We start from the raw sequence: 16619 nt of genomic DNA on the forward strand, positions 1-16619 counted from the left end.
TTAGTGCGCTGCCGCCAGGCGCAGGCCTTGCTCATAGCGGGCATAGGCAGACTGGCCGCCGGATTCCAGGTAAAGGAACGGCTCAATTAATTCCAGCTCCATGAGCAGCAGCTCGCCGTTGGTATCCTGGAGGCCATCGACGCGGGCGTAGAGGCAGCCGGGAGCAAAGTCGCGCACGATGCGGTCGGCGGTGGCGCGCAGGGATGCGGGCGCCTCGCGGGGCTCGATGCTGCCACCCAGGTAGTGCTGCACCCGGAAGTCGCCGGCTTTGGGGGCTTTCAGGACGCAGTGGCTGAATGCGCCGCCCAAATAAATCAGCGACCATTCCCCTTGCAGCTGAATCTGGGGCTGGAAGGGCTGGGCCAGGTAGTCTTCATGCGCTAGCAGGGCCGTCAACTCGGGGGCCCGGTGGGTGGCTTCGGCGCGGTTTAGGTCGAAGGTGTTTTTGGCCCCGCCGCTTACGGCTGGCTTCACCACCAGCCGCTCGGTAGCAAGTTGGGCAAACAGCTCGTCGGGGTGGAAGCTGCTGCCTTGGGGCAGCCAGTGGGTGGGCACAATGCGCACACCGGCCTGCTCCATGTCCCGCAGGTACTTTTTATCGGCGTTCCAGCGCACTGTAGCAGTAGGATTCAGCAGCCGCACTCCCAGCTGGTCGAGGGAATCCAGCCACTGATAGAACTCCCCTACCCGGTCGAAATAATCCCAGGGCGACTTCAGCACGACAACGTCGTACTGGCGCCAGTTCACTGCCGGGTCGGTCCAGAGGCAGTAATCGACGTGGTGGCCCTGCTCGCGCAAGTAGCGTAGAAGCAGGCTGTCTTCGTCGTCCTGGTTGCTGGCATATTGGGCCAGTACCTGAGACGTTACTAGAGCTAGGTTCATAGAGTTTGAAAAGTGCTGACTGCTCCAGGCAGCAAGGCTGGGCAATGTAGTGGAAGCTTGTTTGGTCTCCTCATGGCCGAGGGGCGCTCCGCCTTACGCAGCCGGGTAACATAAAGCTTCAATGCGCTTCGATAAGTTATTCCTTCTGTCCTGTTGACGGGAGCTATCCGCTCGGCTGTTCACATCCCCAGCCATCCGGCCACTAACGCGCCCACCAGCGTATTGAAAAAGTTAACCGCGTTGTTGCCCAGGTAGTGACGGCGCTCCAGGGTGGCCCCCAGCAGCGCATCGGCCAGGTTGCCGGCGGTACCGGCAATTATTAACCACCAGAAGGCCGGCAGCTGCCCATGGCTGACGGCGTACACCGCCGCCAGCAGAGCCGCACCCAGGACTCCACACAAGGTGCCTTCCAGGCTTATCACCCCATTCTCGCCGCGCGTATCGGGCCGCCAGCTGAGGATGTTGTAGTAGCTCCGCCCGTAGACGTTGCCCAGCTCGGAGGAAAGGGTATCGGCAGCTGCGGCAGCCAGGCTGCCGGCCAGCATAAGGCGGGCCAGGGGCGCGTAAGCCGGCAGCAGGCAGGCAGCCAGCGCCAGCAGGGTGGCCACGCCGGCGTTGGCCCACACCTGCCCGGCGGTGCGGCGGCCCTGGTTGGCTTCGGCCAGGCCCAGGCGGCGCTTGTCGGCTACTTTCCAGGCGGAGGCGGCCGAGCCCAGCAGGAAAAACAAAGTAAGGAGTGCTACGCTCAGCAGGCCGCCGCCCAGCGCAATCACCAGGCCGCTACAGCCGCCCAGCACCACCCCGGGGCCGGTCAGCTTACCGGCCCGCCAGCTGTAGGCCATGCCCAGGGCCAGCACCGGCAGCGCGCAGAGCACAGACGCAAGCGTCGTCATTCGCTAGGGCCGCGCTACGGCTGGGTCCTGCCGCTGATGCCCTTTCAGGCCATACCACAGAATGTAGAGGTAGCAGAGCACGGGCAGCAGAAACGCCAGGCGCAGGGCGTGTACTCCTCCCCCACCCAGGCTGCTGTCGGCCATTAGGCCAAACATGGGCGGCACCACGGCCCCGCCCACGATAGCCGCCGAGAGCAGGCCCGACGCTTCCTCCGTGTGGCGCCCCAGGCCGGCCACGGCCAGCGTGAAGATGGTGGGAAACATAATGGAGTTCATCAGCCCCACGGCCAGCAGGCTCCACATGGCCAGCTCCCCGCGGCTGCTGATAGAGAGCAGCACCAGCGCTACCGCGCCCACGGCGTTAAAGACCAGCACCCGCCCCGGCCGCAGCTTGCTCAGCACGGCGGCCCCGATGAAGCGGCCCACCATGGCCGCCCCCCAGTAGAGGCCGACCTTGTAGCCGGCCTGCAACGCCGTCATGCCCATCACCTCGGGCTGATTGAGGTAGCTGACGATGTGCGAGCCAATGGCCACTTCCGCCCCTACATAGGTGAAGATGCCCACCAGGCCCAGCAGCAGGTGGCGGTAGCTCCAGGCCCGGGTGGTATCGCCGGCCGCCGCCGGTGCGTGCGCTATCTGCGGCATGCGGAGAACACTCAAGGCCAGGCTAATCAGAATCAGGGTGGCCCCGATGCCCAGGTAGAGCATCTGCACGGGCGAGACGTCGAGCGCTGCGGCCTGGGAGGCGGAGAGCTGCTTCAGGTCGGGCAGGTGCGAGAGGATAAGCGCGGCGCCCAGGAAAGGGGCAATAAACGTAGCCAGGGAGTTGAAAGCCTGCGTGAGGGTGAGGCGGGCCGAGGCCGACTCCGGCGGCCCCAGAATGGACACGTAGGGGTTGCCGGCCACCTGCAGCGTAACAATGCCCGAGGCCAGCACGAACAAGGCGCCTAAGAACAGCTCGAAGGTGCGGCTTTCCGCAGCGGGGTAAAACAGAAAGCAGCCCAGCGCGGCCACCAGAAAGCCCACCAGCATGCCGCCTTTGTAGCCGATGCGCTTTACCAGCAGCCCGGCCGGGATTCCCATAAACAGGTAAGCCCCGAAAAAGCAGGAATTGACCAGGTTCACCTTGGCATAGCTGAGCGTAAACAGGCCCTTGAGGTAGGGAATGAGGATGTCGTTCAGGCAGGTGATAAAGCCCATCATGAAGAACAGCACCGTGAGCGAGGCCAGGGCCGAGGTGTAGCGCGGCGCGGGGCCAGACGCCGTTGGGGCAGCCGAGGGCTGGGAAGCAGGAGCGGCAAGAGCCATAGAAACGCAGTAAAGAATGGAAGTCGGAAGGCGGGGCCGCGCGGCGCTAGGCGTTGTCGGCCGCGCTGGAATAGTACCGCTGCAGAATGCTGCGGACTTTGTCCTCGGTAAGCGGCTTGTTGAGGAAGCCGGCAATGTTGAGGCGCTGTATGCGCTCTACATCGTGGGGGTGCAGCGAGGTGGTGAGCATGACGATGATGACGGCATTCTTCTGCGCCAGCGGAAACTGGCTGTAGGCTTCCAGAAAGCCAAACCCATCCATCACCGGCATTTTCACATCCAGCAGCACCAGCACGGGGCTTTCCGCGCTGGCCTCCTGGCACTGGCTCTGCAGCAGGGTCAGGGCTTCCTGCCCGTTGAGGGCCACGAGTAGCTTGCGGGCCACGTCGAGGCGCTGCAGCAACAGCTGGTTCAGGTAGTTGGTCGTTTGGTCGTCGTCAACCAACAGGGCACAGGAAAGCTTTTGCATGGCATGCCAGAGGAACAGGGAAACAGTCGGGTGCTGAAAACCACTGCTTGCGCGTGGTTTTACACGGCAAAATAGACCGAAAATGTTGAGCCGTGCCCCAGCCGGCTGCTCACCTCGATGCGGCCGCCGGCATTTTCCACCATCTTCTTCACCATGTAAAGCCCAATGCCACTGCCCTCTACATGGTCGTGCAGGCGCTGAAACATGCCAAACAGCTTCTGCTCGCTGCTCAGGTCAATACCCAGGCCATTGTCCTGCACTTCGAGCACCACAAACTCGCCGGCCGGGTGGCAGCGCAGCCATACCTGCGGTGCCCGGTGGGCAGCCCGGTACTTCAGGGCGTTGCTGAGCAGGTTGTAAACCACCGAGCGCAGGTTTTTCTCGGAGAACACCACCTGCCGGCACTCCAGGTTTTCCACGTCGAGCACGGCCCCGGTTTCCTGAATCAGGGGCTGCAGGTCCAGGCACACATCGGCCACCACGGCAGCCAGATCCGCAATTTCGGTGGGCTTGCCGTGCTCTTTCTGGAGCTTGGACACGTCGGTGAGCTGCTCAATGGTTTTCTTGAAGCGGTTCACCGAGTCCTGCATCAGGTTCAGGATAACATCAACTTCTCCCGTGCCGTGGCTGCCCGTGGGCAGCTCCACCAGCAGGGCGTGCAGCAGGCCCTCGATGTTGCTGATGGGGGCCTTCAGGTCGTGGGAGGCCGTGTAGATGAAGTTGTCGAGGTCGACGTTGGCGCGGGTGAGCTGCTCGTTGTTGTCGCGCAGCTGGCGCTGGGCCTGGGCAATGCGCTCCAGGGCCAGCTTGTGCTCGTGAATGTCGGTGTAGGTGCCAATCCACTGAATAATCTGACCTTCGGCATTGCGCGAGGGCAGGGCCCGGCCCAGCATCCAGCGGTACTGCCCGTCGCGGTGGCGGATGCGGCACTCCACTTCCAGAGGCTCTTCGGTGCGCAGGCTTTCGGCCCAGCGCTCCGCCGCCAGGGGCAGGTCGGCGGGGTAGATGTAAGCCGACAGCCAGGATGCTTGGGGGGGCTGCGGGGCCGGGCCGGCGTAGTCGAACCAGCGGCGGTTCAGGTAGGTATTCTGGCCTTGAGGATTCGCCGTCCAGGCAATCTGCGGGATGCCTTCCATCACGCGGGTGGCTTCGGCGGCGGCGCGCTCCACGGCACGGCGGGCGGCCTGCTGCTTTTCCAGCTCCTCGGCCGTGCGCCCAATCACCTCGTTCTGCTCGGCCACCACCGCCCGGATGGTTTCAATCTCGCGCTGGGCCGACAGGTCGGTGACGATAACGGCCAGGGCCGGCATCTCGTGAAACACCAGCACGTTCATGCTCAGCGAAAAGGGCACCAGCACGCCGGGCCTGGTGCGCAAGGGCAGCTCGCCCTTGCCGCGGCCGGCCCAGCCCGTTTCCCACAGCTGCTGCCAGCTGCTGCGGAAGTCGGCCGGCACAAAGGCCAGGAAAGAACGGCCAATCACTTCTTCCAGGGCACAGTCAAGCAGCCGGGCCAGGCTGGCGTTGCAGTACAGAATGGTGGCGTCGTCGCTCAGCATCAGGGCGCCCTCGTTCATCTCCTCAATCAGGGTGCGGTACTCCTGGTCGGCTCCCTGCAGGGTGAAGATGCGCGGCCCGTCGGTGGTTTGCACGGCCAGCGCATCCACGGCCCCGGTCCGGATGGCCTGGATAAGCTCCTGGGCTTCTTCGAGCTGGTAGCGCAGCTCCGCGTTTTCGCGGGCCAGCTGGCCAAGGCTATCGAGGGCGGTCGGCTTATCCATGGCCAGCGTCTTGCTCGTCGGATTCGCGCAGGCCCAGGGCCTGCAGCACCCGGCGCCGGTCGGAAAGGTCGCCTACCAGGCGGCGCACCAGGCCGGGACTTTTCTTAATCAGGGTGGGCACGCCAATAAGCTGCTCCTGCTCGGCCAGCTCGGGCTGCTGGTAGATGTCGACTATCACCAGCTCGTAGCGTCCTTTCAGGTACTGCTCGCAGATTTCCTTGATGTTGCGCACGGCCCGGGTAGAGTTGGGCGTTGCGCCGGTAATGAACAGGTGCAGCACATAGTCGTCTACGGGCTGGCTTAGCCACTCTTCTAATTCCCTCTCGTCCATGCCCGCGGCTTATTTGTGGTCCAGGGGCCGGATGTCGAGGCCCACCAGCACCTTTTCCTCGTTGGAAAGGTCGCCGATAATCTTGCGGATGGGCTCGGGCACCTTGCGCACCAGGGTGGGAATGGCAAGAATCTGGTCGCCCTCGGCCAGCTGCGGGTTTTTCAGCAGGTCGATTACTTCCAGCTGGTAGCGGCCTTTCAGGTACTGCTCGCAGTAGCTTTTCAGGTTGGCAATGGCGGTTACGGACTTGGGCGTCTGGCCGGCTACATACAGGCGCAGCTCCCAGGTTTCGTCGGCGCTGGCCAGCGCAATGTGGGTGGTTTCCTGATTCATGGCGCGGTTAGACATTGGGCGTAGGCATGTCGGCAGACGGCGAGTTTTTCTGCGCCGGGAACGGGCTGGCCACCTGCTGGCGGCTTTTCACCTGGGTTTGCTGCCGGTGCTTTTCCTCGCTGTTGATTTGGCGCAGCTCCTCCTCCACCGACTCAAACTCGGTGCGCAGGTTGGCAATGGTGCCTTCCAGCAGGCGGCGGCGGCGCTCCAGCTCCCGGTCTTTGCGCTCCATCTCCTGGCGGTAAGCCAGGGCTTCGGCTTCTTCCTTGAGCTGCTGCGACAGGCGGCTGGCGCCCGTCACGATGCCGGTGGGCCCAATTACTACGTCGAGCAGCTGTATGCCGTGCTCGGTCACGATAAACTCGCGCACCTGGTTGGAGTGGGCCATGCCCCGGGCCTTGAGAATGCTCAGCCCGCGGTTGCGCTCGCCAATGCCTTCGAGGTCGCGTACGGTAATCCAGGTATCGACCAGCGACGACACGCCTTCTTCGGTCATCTCCTGCTGCACGTTGCGGCCGCTCACCAGGGAAGTAAACAGGGCCGTGATGCCGTTCACCTTCAGGTAGTCGATGAGGCGGGTGAGCATGCTGCGCACCTCGCTGATGTTGCCCACCGTGACCAGGTTGCTGATGGGGTCGATTACCACGGCGTCGGGCCGGTAGTCGGCAATGACTTTGTGGATGGTGACCAGGTGGCGCTCCAGGCCGTTGAGGGTGGGCCGTGAGGCCTCGATGCGCAGCTCCCCGCCGGCCACGCAGCGCTCCAGGTCGATGCCTACCGACTTCATGTTGCGCACCAGCTGCTGCGGCGACTCTTCAAAGGCAAAGAAGAGGCAGCGCTTGCCCTGCTCGCATATTCTGCTGGCGAAGGAAGCCGCCAGGGTGGTTTTGGCCGTGCCCGCCGTGCCGGTTATCAGCACGCTGCTGCCTTCGTAAAAGCCGCCGCGGCCAAACATGTCGTCGAGGCCGGGCACGCCCGACGACACTATCTGGTCGGACACCTCGTGCTTCAGCTTGAGGGAAGTGACGGGCAGCACCGAAATGCCTTCCTCGGTAATCAGGTACGGGTACTCGTTGGTGCCGTGGGTGCTGCCGCGGTACTTCACAATGCGCAGGCGGCGGGTAGTAATCTGGTCCACCACGCGGTTGTCGAGCAGAATGACGCAGTCCGACACGTACTCTTCCAGGCCCTGCCGGGTGAGGGTGCCCTCGCCGCGCTCGGCGGTGATGAGGGTAGTTACGCCCTTGTCCTTGAGCCAGCGAAACAGGCGCCGGATTTCCGAGCGCAGCACGCCCTGGTTGGGGAAGCCCGAAAACAGCGACTCGATGGTGTCGAGCACCACGCGCTTGGCCCCGATGGAGTCGATGGCGTAGCCCAGGCGAATAAACAGGCCTTCGAGGTCGTACTCGCCGGTTTCCTCAATCTCGGAGCGGTCCACGTGTACGTGGTCGACGCGCAGCATCTTCTGGGCTTGCAGCCCGGGCAGGTCGAAGCCCAGGGAGGTAACGTTGGCGGCCAGCTCGGCCGCGGTTTCCTCAAAAGCCATCAGCACGCCCGGCTCGTTGAACTCCAAGATGCCGCGCACCAGGAACTCGATTCCCATCAGGGTTTTGCCGCAGCCGGCGCTGCCGCACACCAGCGTGGGGCGGCCCAGCGGCAGGCCGCCTTCGGTTATTTCATCGAGACCGTCAATGCCCGTGCGAGCTTTTGGCAGTTGGGGCAGCACAACGCTTCCCTGGGGTTCGTTTTCGGGCATGGAAACAGAGGTAAATCCAACAAATTTAACCGGACCAAGGCATAACGCAGCAGATTATAAACAATGGCTAGCTCTTAATTTAAACCAGCTAAGTCTTTCAATTTTCGAATAATAACAACTGAAAAGCAGAACCGCTGTTTATATCAACCTGCTTCCTGCATGCAAGTTATAACCCGGGCCGCTGGTCCGGTCTGAATAAAGCAAAAGGCCCGGACGCAGCGTGCGTCCGGGCCTTTTTACGGGTAAATACGGGTTAGGGCCGGGCAAAGCGCGGGTCGCGGACAAAGCTGGAGTCGGTCAGGGTTTTCAGGAAAGCAATAATCTGCCGCTTTTCCGTGGCTGTGAGTCCAAGCTGACTGCTCGGAGCCTGGAATGGGTCGTTGGTGGCATTCACGATGAGCGGGTCGATGTTGGGGCTGTTGCGAGCCACGTGCTCATTGTAGTGGTCAAGCACCTGCTCCAGCGTGCCAAAGCGGCCGTCGTGCATGTAGGGAGCCGTCAGCTCGATGTTGCGCAGGGAGGGTACCCGGAACTTGCCATTGTCGGAGGCGCGGCCCGTCACGGCGCCCAGGCCCAGGTCGGTGAGGGTGGCATCGAGGCCGTTGTTGCGAAACTCGCGGTCGGTTTGCAGGTCGCCGGCGTGGCAGTCGCTGCAGTTGCCGCCGCGCACGCGGCCGTCGGGGTGGGTCACGAACAGCTGCAGGCCGCGCAGCTCGTCGCTGTTCAGCAGGGTGCGGTTGCCGCGGCGGTAGCGGTCGAAGCGGGAGTTGCCGGAAATCAGGGTGCGCTCGAACTGGGCCAGGGCCTTGAGGGTGTTTTCCTCGGTGATGTCCTGCCCGCGGAAGGCCTTGCGGAACAGGTCCACGTACTTGGGCATGCCCTTGAGGCGGGACACACCGGCCGTAAGGGGCAGGTGCATCTCAATGGGGTTTTCGAGGGGCACGCGGGCCTGCTGCTCCAGCGTGGCCGAGGCCCCGTCCCAGGTCAGCTTGTCTTCCCAAAGCAGGTTTTGCAGGGGCATGGAGTTGCGGGCGTGCCGGGCCCCGTTCACGCCCACGGCGCGGGGCTGGGCATCGGCAAAAGCTTTATCCTGCCGGTGGCAGGAGGCGCAGGAAATCGAGTTGTCGACCGACAGAGCCGTTTCGTAGAACAGGTGGCGGCCCAGCTCTACTCCTTCGTTGGTGAGGGGGTTGTTGGCGGGCTGGGCCGGGTTCTGCGGGAAGTTTTCGGGAATCTGCAGCCGGTACACCGTGGGCTCTGGTACCGGGTTGGGCTCGTTGGGGTCGTTGCAGCAGGACAGCACCCCCAATGCCAGCAGCGCTGCCGGCAGCCAGAACAGAAAACGAGCAGGACGCGGTGAGCTCATGCGCAGTGGCGGTTGTTAAGTGTTGTTAGTACCCTAGCGGAATAGAACAAAGAACTTCCTAATACCTGATACCTAATACCTAATACCTAATACCTGATACCTAATACCTAATACCTGATACCTAATACCTAATACCTAATACCTGATACCTAATACCTAATACCTAATGATTATGCACGTGGGCAGCCAGGAACATACCGGCGGCGATGTTGTCGGCCATGGTGTTGGAAATTCCCGTGGGCGACATCACGCGGTAGGTGGTAGCAAAGCTGATGCGGTTGGCGGCGTTGCTGCTCTCAAACATGGCCAGCGGATTTACCGGTATGTGGATGGAAGACTCGCCGTGGTCGCCTACGGCCAGCTTGGCGGTGCCGAAGGAGATGGTGATGGGCCGGATGTTGGGCACGCCACCGATGTGGAAGGTGATGGCGCCGGTGGGCGAGTCGGGCGAGCTGCCTTCGAGCTTGCTGTAGATGTAGCCCTGGTTCCAGTCCCAGAACATGCCCTGGCCGGCGTCGAGGGCGCCGGTTTGGGCGCCGGCACTGTTGCGGGCCGCATCAACACCGGCCAGGAAGCTGATGCCGGTATACTCGCCCAGGGGAATGCTGGGCAGGCTCAGCTGGGCCGTGAGGGGCTTGGCGGCATCAATGAGGTAGTAGCTTTCGGGCACGGCGTAGTCGCTGCCATCGGCCCGGAGCAGGCGCACGTTGGAAACGTAGTATTTGAAAGCCGTGGGGGTAAAGCTCTGTCCATCCGACTTGGTGACGGCCCGGCCCAGGGCGAAAGAGTTGCCGTTGGCCTGGGCATCAAAGTGCACGCCCACGCTGCCGGTGAGGGTATCGGAGTCTTTTTTGCAGCTGCTGAGTAGGGTGGCGGCCAGCGGCAGGGTTAGCAATAGCGTAGAGAGCTTCATGGAGTAGTGTAGGAGTGCGCAAACGGTGTTCCGGCTCAGGCCCGAAAGCCAGACAGGTGAAAGCGGTAAAAGGTGCAATGCCCCCGCTTGCGGCGGCCTTTCAAATATACAGAAAAGGCCGCGCTAACGGCACCATAAGGCCCGCAACAATCACACCGAAAGACGTAATTCGGCTTTCCCCGGGCCTCTCCCCTGCCCCGGCCACCACCAACTACTGGGCTTGCTCCACTTCCACCTCGATGCTGACGATGGTGCCGCGGCCGGGCTGGGACTGAACCTGCAGCGTGCCGCCCAGCAGTGCCACGCGGTTGCGAATGCCGGCTAGGCCAATGCCTTCGAGCGGGGCGCTGGCCAGCATGTTGGCATCGAAGCCCTGGCCGTTGTCTTCCACGCTTACTTCGAGCAGCTTGTTTTCCCGTACCACGTGCACCTCTACCTCGGTGGCCTGGGCGTGCTTGAGCACGTTGTTGAGCAGCTCCTGCACAATGCGGTACACGGCAATCTCAACCGGGGCCGGCAGGGCGGGCTCCAGCCCCTGCAGGTGCAGGTTAATGGGCAAGTGGCGGGGCGAGATGCGCTTCACCAGCTCTTCGAGGGCAATGCGCAGGCCGAAGTCCTGCAGAATGCCGGGGGTGAGCTCGAAGGAGATGGTGCGGGTGGTGCGAATGGCTTCGTTGAGCAGCTTAAGGGACTCGGCCGGCGGCCGGGCGCTGCCCTTGCCTTCGAGGCTGAGCTTGGTGGCGTACAGCACCTGGCCCAGGCCGTTGTGCAGGGCTTCGGCGATGCGCTTGCGCTCGGTTTCCTGGGTTTCGAGAATGGCCGACAGCACTTCCTGCTGCTGGCGCAGGCGCAGGCGGGTGGCTTCCTCGGCCAGGCGGTTGCGCTCGGTTACGTCGCGGATAATGGCCAGGATGCCGGTCACCTCGCCGCTCTGGCTGCTGAGCGGTACCAGGTAGGTGTCGTACTCGCCATCGCGGTGGCTGAACCGCAAGCCCAGCAGGGCCACCTGCTCGCCGGCCAGCACGCGCTGCACCGAGGCCAGCGTTTCGGGGTTGTTGAAGCGGGGGTACACCTCGAAGATGGAGCGGCCCAGCACGGCTTCGGCTGAAAGGCGGGCGTAGCGGGCGGCCTCGACGTTCCAGGCCGTGATGCGGCCCTCGCGGTCGAAGGCGGCAATGCCGTCGATGCTGTGCTGGAGCAGGCTGTCGGAGAACTCCTTTTCGCGGCGCAGCTGGGCCTGGGTTTCGCGCCGGTGGGTAATGTCGCGCACAATGCCCGTCAGGCGCAGGGGGTGGCCCTCGTCGCTTCGTACCACGGTGCCCATAACCGTTATGGTACGCACGCTGCCATCGAGCTGCCGAATGCGGTGCTCCGAGTCGAGGGGCGTGCCGTCGTGAAACACCTGCTGGATGCGGGCTTCCACCAGGGCCAGGTCGTCGGGGTGTACGGCGCTCATCACCTCGGCGAAAGTGAGCACGGCGGGCGTGGCCTCGTACCCGAAAATGGCCCGGGCGCGGCCATCGAAGTAGAGCTGGTTGCTGCTTATCTCCCAGCTCCATACGCCGCTGGCCGAGGCGGTAAGCGCCAGCTGCAGGCGGTCCTGGCTGACGCGCAGCTCTTCTTCAGCCTCGTAAAGCGCCGTCACGTCGCGAAACACGCCGGCGAAGGTTTGGCGGCGCCCGTCGCGCACGAGGCGGCCGGCCAACGATACGTGGTGTACCGAGCCGTCGGCCCACAGCACGCGGTAGTCGAGGGCCAGGGCGGTGCCGTACTCAATGGCCACCTGGTAGGCGGCCGCTACGCGGTCGGCATCGGCCGGGTGCAGGGCCTGGTTCAGCTCGTCCATGGCAATGGGCCGGGGGTCGTAGGCCCGGCCGAAGATGGCCTGGGTGCGGGCATCGCACTGCACCAGGCTGCTGGCCACGTCCCAGGTAAAAATGCCGGTTTCGGAGGCACCCAGGGCCATTTGCAGGCGCTCCTCGCTCAGGCGCAGCTGCTCGCGGGCGGTGCGTGGGGTGGTCACATCGCGCCAGATGGCGTGCAGCAGGGGGCGGCCCTGTACCAGTACGGGGTTGAACGACAGCTCGTCCCACACCTCGCGGCCGTTGGGCAGGGTGCGCCGCAGCTCGATGCGGCACCAGCCCGAGGTTTGGGCCAAATCCAGGCAGGTGTTGAGGGTGTCGATGGTAAGGCGGCCGTCGGGCTGGCGCTCGGGCCAGAACGGCAGCATGGACTTGCCCCGCACCTGCCGGGGGTCCGTTGTGCCCAGCAGGCGCAGGGCGGCGGCGTTGAAGTCGACGAAGCTGTGGCCTTCGAGCAGAATCATGCCGTCGTTGCTTTGCTCGAAGGTGGCGCGGAAGCGGGCCTCGGCGGCTTCGCGGGCCAGGGTGGCCTCGCGGCGCTGGCTGACGTCGAGCACCACCAGGCGGCACTGCGGCGCGTCAGGGCCGGTGGCTACCTGCAGGCCTTCGAGCTGCACGTACACCAGGCGGTTGTCGTCGCGGCGCAGGCGCAGCTCCAGCTGCTGGGCCCGCTCGGTGCGGAACACCCGGGCCAGAAACTGCCCGAAGGCCTCCCGGTCGGTGGGCTCCACAAACTGGCCGAAGCGGCGTCCCTGCAGGCGCTGGCGCACGGCCCCCAGCAGCTGGGCCCCGCAGAGGTTGAGCTGCTCGATGACGCCGGCGTCGCTCAGGGAAAAGTAGCCCACCGGCGCAAAGTCGTAAAGGTCTACGTACTGAGCCCGGGCCGCCTGGGCTTCGGCCTGGGCCAGCAGCAGCTCTTCGTACTGCATCTCCAGCTCAATCTGGTGCACCTGCAGCTCCTGCACCAGGCGCTGCAGGTCGGCCGGCGTCTGGCGCTCGGTGGCCTGCGTCACCAGCTGCCGGCGGGTTTCGGCCCGCGCCCGCAGCGCGTGCAGCGCCTCGTGCACCAGGGTCGGAGCGGGAGCCGGGCGGGCCGCGGGCACGTTCTTATCAGCGGGCAGGTCGGAAGCAGCGTCCGGGGGAAGTGTTGTCATAGCAGCCAGATGGTACACCCAATGTAGCCAACACAGGGCAAGCGCAGTACGAAACTTTGGCCTTAGGGGTGAACGCGGCGCCCCATTTGCCCTGGCGTTGGCGCCCCGGCCTGCCTGGCATTCCGGCTCCCAAGGGCGGCCGCTATCATTGCGAGCGCAGCGAAGTAAACGCAGTTCGGCGTAGCCAATCGGTCCTCTAGCACTCAGTCACCTTGAGATGTGATACATAAAAAGCCCCAATGCCGGTTCTGGCGTTGGGGCTTTTCACATCCTTAGGCTGGTCGCTGAGAACAGGACGGATTGCTTCGGCTCCGCCTCGCAATGACACGCTCAAAAGGCTCTTTTAGTCATTGTTCACTGTTAACTGTTAACTACTCCTCTACGCTTCCCGCATGCCCAGCAGCACTTTGCCGGTGTGCACGCCGCGGCTGGTGATGCAGCGGCCGTAGAGGAGCAGGCGGCGGGGGCCGGCGCCGGGGAAGGTGGCGGTGAGCTCGAAGTCGTCGAAGGGCTGGGTGGGGTTTTGCAGCACGGCCTGCAGGTGCTGGCGCAGGGCGGGGCTGTGCCACACGCCGCCGTCGAGGTCGTGCAGGGGCTGGCCCTTGGCCTGCTCGGGCTCCACGCTAAACAGCTCGGAGAAGGCCTTGCTCAGGGCCAGGATGTGCAGGTTGCGGTCGAGCACGAGCAGGGGCTCGCGCACGGTTTCGACGATGCTCTCAGCCAGGGCGGTGCTTTCCTGCAGCTGGGTTTCGAGGGTTTTGAGGGCCGTGATGTCGGTGAAGGTGATGACGGCCCCGCTGATGTAGTTGTCGAGGGTGCGGTAGGGCAGGATGCGCATGGCAAACCAGGCCCCGTCGGTGGTCTGGATGTTGGCTTCCACGGTCACGAGGCGGTCGAGCACCTGCTGCAGGTCTTTCAGCAGGCGCTCGTAGCGCAGGTGGGGCGCGAAGTGGGTGATGGGCCGGCCTAGGTCGGAGGGCAGCAAGCTCACAATGCGGTTGATGCTGGGTGTAAAGCGCTTGATGACGAGGTCGTGGTCGAGGAAGATGGTGGCTATTTCGGTCGCGTCGAGCAGGTTTTTCATGTCGTTGGCGGCCTGGCTCAGCTCCTCGGTTTTGCTCAGGTACTGCATGTTGAGGGTCATCAGCTCCTCGTTGAGGCTCTGCATCTCCTCCTTGTTGGTCATGGCCTCCTCGTTGGTGCTTTGCAGCTCCTCGTTGGCGCTCTGCAGCTCCTCGTTGGTGCTCTTGAGCTCTTCCACGCTGCTTTCCATCTCCTCGATGGTGTTTTGCAGGCGGTGCTTGGTGAACTGCAGCTCCTTTTCCAGCGAGGCCACCACGGCATCGCGCGAGATGTCGGCCCCGATGGTGGCCTTGCCCAGGCGCACCTTGCGCGGCGTGGGCTGGTCTTCAAACACCACCAGCAGCAGGCCGGCCAGCTGCTCGGGCTCTTCCAGGTACTTCACCGTGATGCGCAGCAGCTGAATGCCGGCTTCGGTTTTCACGCGCACGTTTTCTACTTCCACCGTCTCGCGGGTGCTGGTGGCCCGGAACACGGCGCCGCTCACCTCGTAGCTCAGCTCCTCGCGGGTCATGTCGAAGAGGTTGAGGCCGCCCAGGCCGGGGGCCGGCTCCAGGTAGCGGCCGGTGCGGCCGTTCACGTACAGGATTTCGCCCTTGTTGTTGATAACGACGGCCGGCGGCGTGTACTGGCGCAGTAGCAGCTTCTGGACGAGGGCGGCGAAGGGCCCGTCTTTGCGGGGGGAGGTGGGGTTCATGGAGCCAGTAGCGGGCGAGGGCGGCGCCTGGTGGCGTACCATGGCCGTGGGAAAATAAAACAGCCGGGTAAGCGGCGAGCTGGTTTCGAGGCGGAGGGAAATCTTCCACTTCACGTCCAGGGGCTGAAACAGGTCCTGGAAGCCCGTCAGGTTTTCGCTGGGCCCCAGAAACAGCAGGCCGCCGGAGTTGAGGGCGTAGTGAAACACGGGCAGCAGGGTTTTTTGCAGCTCGGCCGAGAGGTAGATGAGCAGGTTGCGGCACACCAGCAGGTCGAGCTTGGTGAAGGGCGCGTCCTTGTTGATGTTGTGCACGGCAAACACCACCAGGTCGCGCACCTCTTTTCGAATCTGGTAGAAGCTGTCGACCTTGGTGAAGTAGCGGCGCAGGCGCTCGGGGCTCACGTCGGCGGCAATGTTCTCGGGGTACATGCCCACGCGGGCCACGTCGATGCCGTCGGCGTTGAGGTCGGTGGCGAAAATCTGGATTTTGAGGTAGCGCGTGGGCTCCATCAGCTCCAGGCATTCGAGCAGGGTAATGGCCAGCGAATAAGCCTCCTCGCCCGTGGAGCAGCCCGGCGCCCACACCCGAATGGTGCTGTCGGCGGGCTTCTGGCGCAGCACGGGCATGAGGCGCACCTTCAGCATCTCAAACGCTTCCTGGTCGCGGAAAAACTTCGTCACACCGATAAGCAGCTCCTTGAACAGGGCCTCCACCTCGGCGGGGTTTTCCTGCAGGTAGCGCACGTAGTGGGTAAACTCCTTTATCTGGTGGGAGTTCATGCGGCGCTCGATGCGCCGGAACACGGTGTTGCGCTTGTAGAAGGAAAAGTCGTGCCCGGTCTGGGCCCGGATGAGCAGGAAGATTTTCTGCAGGGCGTGGGCCGGCTTGGAATCCGACTCGGGCTCCTCGCGGCGGGGCCGCAGGTGCACGGGCTTGTTCACGTATTCGAGCAGGCGGCCCGGCAGCTGGTGGGCGGGCAGGATGTAGTCGACAAACTCGGTGGCGATGGCCGAGCGCGGCATGGAGTCGTACTCGGCCGTGTCGGGCGACTGCACCATCACCATGCCGAAGTTTTCCATCACCATCTTCAGGCCAATGGTGCCGTCGGAGCCCAGCCCCGAGCAGATGATGGCCACGGCCCGCTCCCGGGCATCCTTGGCCAGGCTCTGGAAAAAGAAGTCGATGGGCAGGCGGCGGCCGGCCTGGGCGCTGGGCGCAAACAGCAGCAGCGTGCCGTGCAGCATGCTCATGTCGACGCCGGGCGGGATGACGTACACCCGGTTGGGGCGCACCCTCAGGCCGTCGGTGGCTTCCATCACTTGCATGCGGGTGAAGTGCTGCACCACCTGGGCCAGCTGCGAGTCCTGGTCGGGCGCCAGGTGGCTGATGACGATGAACGCCATGCCGGTATCGGCGGGCATGGCCTGAAAAAACTGCTCGAAGGCGCTGAGCGAGCCGGCCGAGCCGCCCAGGGCCACCACCGGAAACTTGTCGGCGCCGTCGTCCTGGCGCTGGGCCTCGCGCACCTGCGGCGTCATGGCCGGCACCTCGAGCGGCAGCAGCTCGGCAGGCGTTTCCACAATGGGCGGCTCCTGGTCGGGAGTGGCGTGGTCGGGGGTGGCTGAAGTCATGGGCAGTGTCGGGAGCGGGAGCGGGAGCGGCGAAACGCTACCCGGCGCCAATAGGTGCGAGATGCAGGTATAGATGAGCGTTAGCGCTGGTCCAGCTTAACAGGCTAACGCAAAGCTTGTCCCCGAACACTACTGTTCGACTCCTGCCTTAACCGTCTGATTTGC

Annotated in this window: 12 protein-coding genes; all 12 read right to left on the reverse strand. The window is 63.9% G+C overall.

What is annotated here, in order from left to right; genetic code table 11:
• The 12 genes from ABD919_RS18310 to ABD919_RS18365 all read right to left on the reverse strand — a co-directional run bounded on the left by ABD919_RS18310 (nt 1) and on the right by ABD919_RS18365 (nt 16454).
• A complete protein-coding gene (locus ABD919_RS18310) occupies nt 1-882 on the reverse strand; it encodes an ATP-grasp domain-containing protein (protein WP_345237501.1) in 882 nt (293 codons plus the stop codon).
• A 179-nt stretch (nt 883-1061) separates the two neighbouring features.
• A complete protein-coding gene (locus ABD919_RS18315; protein ID WP_345237502.1) occupies nt 1062-1775 on the reverse strand; it encodes a DUF92 domain-containing protein in 714 nt (237 codons plus the stop codon).
• 3 nt (nt 1776-1778) lie between these two features.
• Nucleotides 1779-3083: a sugar MFS transporter gene (locus ABD919_RS18320; protein WP_345237503.1), complete on the reverse strand. Its 1305-nt coding sequence runs from the start codon at nt 3081-3083 to the stop codon at nt 1779-1781.
• Between the two features lie 46 nt (nt 3084-3129).
• A complete protein-coding gene (locus ABD919_RS18325; protein ID WP_345237504.1) occupies nt 3130-3552 on the reverse strand; it encodes a response regulator in 423 nt (140 codons plus the stop codon).
• Nucleotides 3553-3611: 59 nt separating this feature from the next.
• Nucleotides 3612-5330, reverse strand: a complete 1719-nt coding sequence (locus ABD919_RS18330) for a sensor histidine kinase (RefSeq protein WP_345237505.1) — start codon at nt 5328-5330, stop codon at nt 3612-3614.
• A complete protein-coding gene (locus ABD919_RS18335) occupies nt 5323-5661 on the reverse strand; it encodes a circadian clock KaiB family protein (RefSeq protein ID WP_345237506.1) in 339 nt (112 codons plus the stop codon). The genes ABD919_RS18330 and ABD919_RS18335 overlap by 8 nt, the downstream gene beginning before the upstream one ends.
• Nucleotides 5662-5670: 9 nt before the next feature.
• The gene (kaiB, locus tag ABD919_RS18340) at nt 5671-6009 is read right to left on the reverse strand and encodes a circadian clock protein KaiB (protein ID WP_345237507.1); all 339 of its coding nucleotides are present in this window, start codon (nt 6007-6009) and stop codon (nt 5671-5673) included.
• A complete protein-coding gene (gene kaiC / locus ABD919_RS18345) occupies nt 6002-7750 on the reverse strand; it encodes a circadian clock protein KaiC (protein ID WP_345237508.1) in 1749 nt (582 codons plus the stop codon). Before kaiC ends, kaiB begins: the two co-directional genes overlap by 8 nt.
• 253 nt (nt 7751-8003) lie before the next feature.
• On the reverse strand, nt 8004-9116 hold the full coding sequence (locus ABD919_RS18350; protein ID WP_345237510.1) for a cytochrome-c peroxidase: 1113 nt from the start codon (nt 9114-9116) through the stop codon (nt 8004-8006).
• Between the two features lie 163 nt (nt 9117-9279).
• Nucleotides 9280-10029 carry an MbnP family protein gene (locus ABD919_RS18355; protein ID WP_345237511.1) on the reverse strand — a complete coding sequence of 250 codons (750 nt, stop codon included), beginning with the start codon at nt 10027-10029 and terminating at the stop codon, nt 9280-9282.
• Between the two features lie 211 nt (nt 10030-10240).
• The gene (locus tag ABD919_RS18360; protein WP_345237512.1) at nt 10241-13045 is read right to left on the reverse strand and encodes a sensor histidine kinase; all 2805 of its coding nucleotides are present in this window, start codon (nt 13043-13045) and stop codon (nt 10241-10243) included.
• A gap of 379 nt (nt 13046-13424) precedes the next feature.
• Nucleotides 13425-16454, reverse strand: coding sequence for a CheR family methyltransferase (locus tag ABD919_RS18365; protein ID WP_345237513.1), 3030 nt, complete (start codon nt 16452-16454; stop codon nt 13425-13427).
• Nucleotides 16455-16619 lie beyond the last annotated feature (165 nt).

The sequence above is a fragment of the Hymenobacter saemangeumensis genome (genome assembly GCF_039541835.1).
In the GTDB taxonomy this organism is placed as follows: domain Bacteria; phylum Bacteroidota; class Bacteroidia; order Cytophagales; family Hymenobacteraceae; genus Hymenobacter; species Hymenobacter saemangeumensis.